The sequence below is a fragment of the Caballeronia arationis genome (assembly GCF_001544975.2).
Classification (GTDB): Bacteria; Pseudomonadota; Gammaproteobacteria; order Burkholderiales; family Burkholderiaceae; genus Caballeronia; species Caballeronia arationis.
Genome location: NZ_FCOG02000226.1, coordinates 1 through 6141, shown reverse-complemented (window position 1 = coordinate 6141; position 6141 = coordinate 1). Strand labels below are relative to the sequence as shown.

Annotated in this window: 5 protein-coding genes and 1 pseudogene; 3 read left to right on the top strand and 3 right to left on the bottom strand. The window is 59.7% G+C overall.

Features of this window, described 5'->3' with window-relative positions:
* Positions 1-189: 189 nt before the first annotated feature.
* Positions 190-376: pseudogene (locus AWB81_RS47745) on the bottom strand (GTP 3',8-cyclase MoaA); the annotation flags it as partial.
* Between the two features lie 466 nt (positions 377-842).
* Here AWB81_RS47745 and AWB81_RS49310 point away from each other — a divergent pair.
* The 3 genes from AWB81_RS49310 to ltrA all read left to right on the top strand — a co-directional run bounded on the left by AWB81_RS49310 (position 843) and on the right by ltrA (position 4206).
* A complete protein-coding gene (locus tag AWB81_RS49310; protein ID WP_510183683.1) occupies positions 843-1019 on the top strand; it encodes a hypothetical protein in 177 nt (58 codons plus the stop codon).
* A 362-nt stretch (positions 1020-1381) separates the two neighbouring features.
* On the top strand, positions 1382-2371 hold the full coding sequence (locus AWB81_RS39605) for a helix-turn-helix domain-containing protein (RefSeq protein ID WP_062643726.1): 990 nt from the start codon (positions 1382-1384) through the stop codon (positions 2369-2371).
* A 527-nt stretch (positions 2372-2898) separates the two neighbouring features.
* Entirely contained in the window at positions 2899-4206 is a 1308-nt protein-coding gene (ltrA, locus tag AWB81_RS39600; RefSeq protein ID WP_062643724.1) for a group II intron reverse transcriptase/maturase, read from the top strand.
* A 265-nt stretch (positions 4207-4471) separates the two neighbouring features.
* Here ltrA and AWB81_RS39595 read toward each other — a convergent pair whose 3' ends face one another.
* Together AWB81_RS39595 and AWB81_RS39590 are read right to left on the bottom strand one after the other, a co-directional pair.
* Positions 4472-4714 carry a DUF6429 family protein gene (locus tag AWB81_RS39595; RefSeq protein WP_062643731.1) on the bottom strand — a complete coding sequence of 81 codons (243 nt, stop codon included), beginning with the start codon at positions 4712-4714 and terminating at the stop codon, positions 4472-4474.
* A 5-nt stretch (positions 4715-4719) separates the two neighbouring features.
* The gene (locus AWB81_RS39590; RefSeq protein WP_062643722.1) at positions 4720-5805 is read right to left on the bottom strand and encodes an IS630 family transposase; all 1086 of its coding nucleotides are present in this window, start codon (positions 5803-5805) and stop codon (positions 4720-4722) included.
* Positions 5806-6141: the final 336 nt, after the last annotated feature.

The window sequence follows — 6141 nt, the reverse complement described above, 5'->3', positions numbered from 1 at the left end:
CACACACTCTGTGATAACGTCATGATTGGCTCCGGTCGTCCACGGGTCTTCGGACCCATTGAGCTTCGAGCTCGTACATCGCTGGGCACGTCCCAGCCGGCTCGACCGGAGCCACCTTACACCGCCAGCGCTCCGCAGTCACCCGTACAACTCGTCGGTCTGAGGCGGAGCCTCGTTAGGGATTCAGGTCATGGCATCGTCGAGGGCGTCGAGGCTGACCGTCACGCGCCTGAGACCGGCCGCGCTCAGTACCGACAGCCGTTCGATCAGGTGCTCAATGTCTTTGCGCAGTAGCGGCTCGCCCCCCGGTCAGCCGGATTTTCTCGACGCCAAGCCGGGTCATCGCGCTGTACAGCGCGTGAATCTGATCGAATGAGGGCCACTGGGGCGCGCGAAAAACGGATCGTCCGGCGTGAACGCGTCCTGCGGGCTTGCGAGGGCGTCAGTCGGAGGATGGACGGACCGGGCGGGCTGCCGCTGAAAGTCGCGCTGTCTTGTTTGGGCCCACTCGATCGTATTCACCGTGTCTCCGTTCGATGCAATTGCGGAAGCCCTTTTCGGCATGCCGGCGTGTCAGGTTCCGAAGATGGCGTGGGTCTTTCCTGCCCCGTGCCTCGTGACCTCACGTTAAAAGAATCGGCGTTCGCCAGCCATCCTACAAACGACTCGGTGAGACAGTCGGGCATATGACGACAGCATACGTAAGTGTGATATCGCACAGCCGCAATTGGCGCGTCGGTACGTGGCAATTTCAGCCCTTCCAATGACCCGGGCGGTCAGTGCGCGGCCGGAGCGCGTGCGTGCCTTGACGCAGGTCGTCTCCTGCTCGACGCCACACCTGGATATCAGCCGACTCAACCGTTCGCAGCCTCGCGAGCGGTATCGCCGACCGCGACACGTGGGTGCGATTTGCCCAGCGCGTGCCGGAGCGCGTGCATCTGGATCAGATTCCCGCCTGCATGCAACTCGCGATGAGCACGACCTGCACTGTCGCGCTGCGGCCGCACGCCCGCCATTGAAGCAGACGCCTGACGCGCCGCGCTGCGCGCGGTTGCCGCCGCCCCGACTGCGATCGGCCTCATATCGGGCGGGGTCGCGGAGCTATATCCAAGTATGAGTCGTTCAACGCTTACGCTTGAAGAAGCATTGCTGTCTCCGCCCATTTCCGACAACAGGCACCGGCCCGCAAGGCGCCGGGCGCTGCGGCACGCCGCCTGCACGCCTTGCTGCACGACTACCTGGATATGAGTCGACCGAACCATTGGTCATGACGGGCAACCGTAGGTAGGGCTGGGCGCAGCGTTTGCCGTGCGATACCTTGGAGCCATCGCAGCGCCCTGGCATACGGGCACCCGCCAACACTCAATCGGATGACCGCACCATGACCAGCACGTTGACTTTGCTTCCCGAAGCCGCCGTGGACGCCGTTACGAAATGCCGTGTCAGCCCGATCGGCATCGAGCATCAGTGGCGCTGCCCAACTGACGATCAAGCCGATGCACGATTGCAAACTAACATCCTGGTATCGCGCTGGACGCGTAACGACACGCAACCGCTGAAGGCCGCCAATCCAGGGACCGCCGGACGCCATTGCATCGCGACGAATCTCAAGTGCACGTCGCTGACGTTCGCTCATGCAGGCAGGACGCTCGTGCGCGGCCGGGTGACGGCGGGCGCCGTGCAGGTCACGGCGCCGGATGTGCCGTGCAGCGCCGTGTTCGAATCGGCGGCCGACGCGCTGCATCTGTTCGTCCCGCAACAGGTGCTGGGCGAATGTTTCGAGGACATGTTCGGCCGTCCGCATGCGGGCGACATCCGCATCGACGACCCCAGGCTCGTGCGCGATCCCGCGCTCGAACGTCTCGGCCAGGCGCTTGCCGTGTCGCAGTCGGACGATGCCGCGCTCGGCAAGGTGTTTACCGACAGCGTGAGCCTCGCCATCGTATCGCGCGTGATCGCGCGCTACTTCACGCTGGCGGAGCGGCGGCAGACGCGCGAGGCGAGCGCGCTGCCTTCCTGGCGTCTCAGCCGCGTGATCGAATACGTCGATGCGCACCTGTCCCAACCGATCGGACTCCTGGACATGGCTGGCAGCGCGGGACTGACGCGCATGCACTTTGCCTCGCAGTTTCGCCGCGCAACCGGCACGCGTCCCCACGAATACCTGTTGCGCCGCCGGATCGAGCACGCGCAGCACCTTTTGCTCGCGTCGAAACACAACGTGCTGGACGTCGCACTGAGTTGCGGGTTCCGCTCGCAGGCTCACTTTACGACGGTATTCAAGCGCCTGGTTGGCGAGACACCGTATTGCTGGAGGATGAAGGCGAGTCTCGACCGGCAAGCGGATTCACACGTTTCTGGCGGTGAGTGAAATGTTCCTGCGGAAGTCCCGGCGCGCGTCAAGCTCGTTGTCGGTGTGCCAAGAAGGAAAGCGACAGTACGTCGCTGTACATGCTGTATCCGTGATGAGGGTAGGCCCCTCGGTGTCGCCGATCAGGCGGCGATACCAAACCACCCAGAGCTGCACTCGTTAAGAGCGGGTGTGGTGAGCGTCTGTGGAAAAGGCGGGATGAATCCCGTCAGGTGTGCAGTAAGGAGGCGAACGAAAGTGAACCATCGAAGAAGTGTCGATAATTGCAATGATGTCAAAACCGAGGACTCGACAACGCCTCGGGATCAGTCAAACGGCAACCTGAAGGTGGGTTTGACGGCATCCGGCATAGAGGTGGCGCGACCTTTCTGCAGGCGTGGATATGGAACTTGGGAACCTGTCGTCTCGATGTCAAGGGAGAAACTCAAGCGGAGAACCCGTGAGAGTGAGAGTACCGATGCGAGGCACAGGGGCGGAGTCATGCGTAGTAGCGTTGAAGGGGTTGTAATGACTTCTGGAGCGAAGGCATGACCTTGTTCGGTGGAGATCATGGAACAACTGCGACGCGGGATGATTCCGGGGTTGACACCAAGTCGTTCGAGATACCCAAGCGATTGATCTGGGAGGCCTGGAAACGCGTGGCTGCCAATCAAGGTGGTCCGGGCGTGGACCGGGAGAGTATTGAAACCTTCCGCAATCGTTTGGCGAGAAATCTGTACGCTCTGTGGAATCGAATGAGTTCGGGGAGTTACTTTCCTCAACCGGTCAAGGAGGTGCTGATTCCGAAGGGGGACGGGTTTCGTCCTCTCGGGGTACCGACGATCACTGACCGAGTGGCTCAGATGGCGGTCAAGTTACTGGTTGAGCCGGGAATCGATGCAATATTCCATTCATCATCGTTCGGTTATCGTCCTAACAAATCGGCGAAGCAAGCCGTGGCGCAAGCGAGAAGGAACAGTTGGCGCTACGACTGGGTAGTCGACATTGACTTGAAATCCTTCTTTGACACCATCGACCACGGGCTTCTCAGGCGTGCGGTAGAAAAGCACGTTTCGGAGCCATGGGCACGACTCTACATCAGACGCTGGCTAGAAAGTCCGGTACAGAAGCAAACCGGGGAGCTGGTTGCTCGGGATCGAGGCACTCCGCAAGGTGGGGTGATCAGTCCGCTATTGGCTAACCTCTTTCTTCACTATGCGTTTGATCGATGGGTGCAGACTGAGCATCCGGAGGTGCCGTTTGAACGGTATGCCGACGATGTTGTCTGTCATTGCAGGACGAAGCAGCAGGCGGAAAAGTTTTTGTCTGCCTTGCGGGAGCGGCTTACCGCATGTGGGCTTTTGCTACATCCGGAAAAGACGCGTCTAGTTTACTGCAAAGATGGCCGGCGTCGAGGGGAACATACCCACACCAAGTTCGATTTCCTTGGTTTCAGCTTTCATGCTCGGACAGTCCAAGACCGAGCGGGAAACCTGTTCACCGGATTCGGACCTGCGGTAAGTCAAAAGGCGCTAACGCGAATGTCTCAGGCCATTCGAAGCCTGAGTCTCAATCGAAGTACCTCATTGACGCTGTCCGAACTGGCGCGGCGCATAAACCCGATGGTCAGGGGATGGGTGAATTACTACGGTGCATTCTATCCGGAGCCGTTGAAACGGTTCTTGGTCAGAATAGACTTGCGGCTTGGCGGGTGGGCGCGAAATAAGTACAAGCGACTGAGAGGACATAAACGACGATCTTGGGCGTGGCTCAAACGATGTCGGGAAAGTCTTCCTCAGCTGTTCGCGCACTGGGATTTCTGTTTCGAAGAACGGCGGACAAGAGGAGCCGTATGAATCGAGAGATTCACGTACGGATCTGTGAGAGCCTGAGGGGGCAGTTCCCTCGGGCCACTCGACCGTCATTCATGCAGCCAATGGCTGTTTGTTTGCGTCGATTGACATCATCTCTACGGCGGAGTCACGTTCGGGGTTAGGCGTCACGGCACCAACCAATGTCCAGTTGCGCGTGTGACGCGACCAGCGGGCCGGATCGCATGCGCGCGCCTTCGCGTACAGTGGGTGACGAGCCACTAGTGTCGTGAGTTAGAAGTTCGTTACATTAGTTGTTCGTTCGGTCCGGGAGGACAAAATATTGCCTGAACAGGCGCTCGGACTCACTTAAACCTTGTTCGGTAAAGACCACCGACTTCGTCTTGTTGACGGGGTCGCAGATGAAGCCCTTTTCGTAGAGGCGATTCAACACGTCCCAGTCGAGGCCTTTCCACGCGCGGTACTGATCGTGCAGGGTCAGGTAGAGAAGTGCCAGGGCGGCTTCGTCGATCGCTTCGGTATTGATATTCATGACATTCATCCCGCGGCCTTCTGAACCCGCACACAAAACCGTTCGAGACTAGCCAGGATCTCGTCGGCCGACTTGCTCCAGATGAACGGCTGGGGGTGGGCGTTGTAGACGTCAAGGTAATGCCGGATTGCGTCTTCGAGTTGGCGCGTCGAACGATGCGTGCCGCGACGAAGGTATCTTTCGGTAAGCGTGGCGAACCAGCGTTCGACCTGATTGAGCCACGACGCCGAAGTGGGTGTGAAGTGAACCTGGAAGCGGGGATGACGAGCGAACCACGCCTTGATCGAGGGAGTCTTATGTGTGCCGTAATTGTCCATCACCAGGTGCACATCCAGGTGGGGCGGCACGCTGGCTTCGATGGTGCGCAGGAAACGCAGGAATTCGCTGCCGCGATGGCGCCGGTGCACCTCGCCGATCACTTCGCCAGTGACAATGTCCAGCGCAGCAAATAGCGTGGTCGTACCGTGACGCATGTAGTCGTGAGTGCGTCGCTCGGGAATGCCTGGGGCCAACGGCAATATGGGCTGCGTGCGGTCCAATGCCTGTATCTGGCTCTTCTCGTCAACGCACAGCACCATCGCCTTGAGTGGCGGATCCAGGTACAGGCCGACAATATCGCGCACCTTGTCGACGAACAACGGATCGCTAGAGAGCTTGAACGTCTCCTGCCGATGCGGTTGCAGTCCGAAGGCACGCCAGATCCGCGACACTGCCGTCTGCGAGAGCTTCATCTCTCGGGCCATCGTTCGCGTGCTCCAATGCGTCGCCCCGGCAGGCACGGACTCAAGCGTCTTCGCAATAACAGCCTCGACATGCGTGTCGTCGATTGTCCTGGGTGCACCGGGGCGTGGCGCGTCAAGCAGTCCGTCCACACGGTCTGCGACAAATCGCGCGCGCCATTTAGAGACAGTTTGCTGTGTAAGCTGCAGTTTCGCCGCGACCGTCTTGTTGTCCATCCCTTCGGCACAGGCCAGCACGATGCGCGCTCGCAACGCCAACGCCTGTGCTGTCTTGCGCCGCATCGTGAGCGCCTTCAATTGCTCGAATTCCGATCCGTTCAGCACGAGTTCCCGTTTGGGCCGTCCGCTCATCGCCGCCTCCTCGTATCCGCGCTACACATAGCACTTTAGTACGCGGCGAGAATAATTCAATGAATTTGTAACTCACCACACTAGAAGCGCATGCCGCTATGACGATGCTCGGTCACTTTCCGACGGACGAGGCCGCGACCAAACCGCTGTAGCTGGCCTTGCACACAAAAACTCAGACACTGCCCCTGGCAGGGACACTTAGCACCTTCTCCGCACGGCCTCACTCGCTGCATAGACACAAAACGCCGGAGATTCATCCTTAGTACTACAGCCGTAGGTACGCCGGAAGCACACCTCCGCGTCGTCGATAATGACACTGCTGGGCTCGGTACTGAT

Bases quoted from the DNA above. Each gene is read 5' to 3' on its own strand.
- AWB81_RS39605 (WP_062643726.1), top strand. From the start codon at position 1,382: ATGACCAGCACGTTGACTTTGCTTCCCGAAGCCGCCGTGGACGCCGTT.
- ltrA (WP_062643724.1), top strand. From the start codon at position 2,899: ATGACCTTGTTCGGTGGAGATCATGGAACAACTGCGACGCGGGATGAT.
- AWB81_RS39595 (WP_062643731.1), bottom strand. From the start codon at position 4,714: ATGAATATCAATACCGAAGCGATCGACGAAGCCGCCCTGGCACTTCTC.
- AWB81_RS39590 (WP_062643722.1), bottom strand. From the start codon at position 5,805: ATGAGCGGACGGCCCAAACGGGAACTCGTGCTGAACGGATCGGAATTC.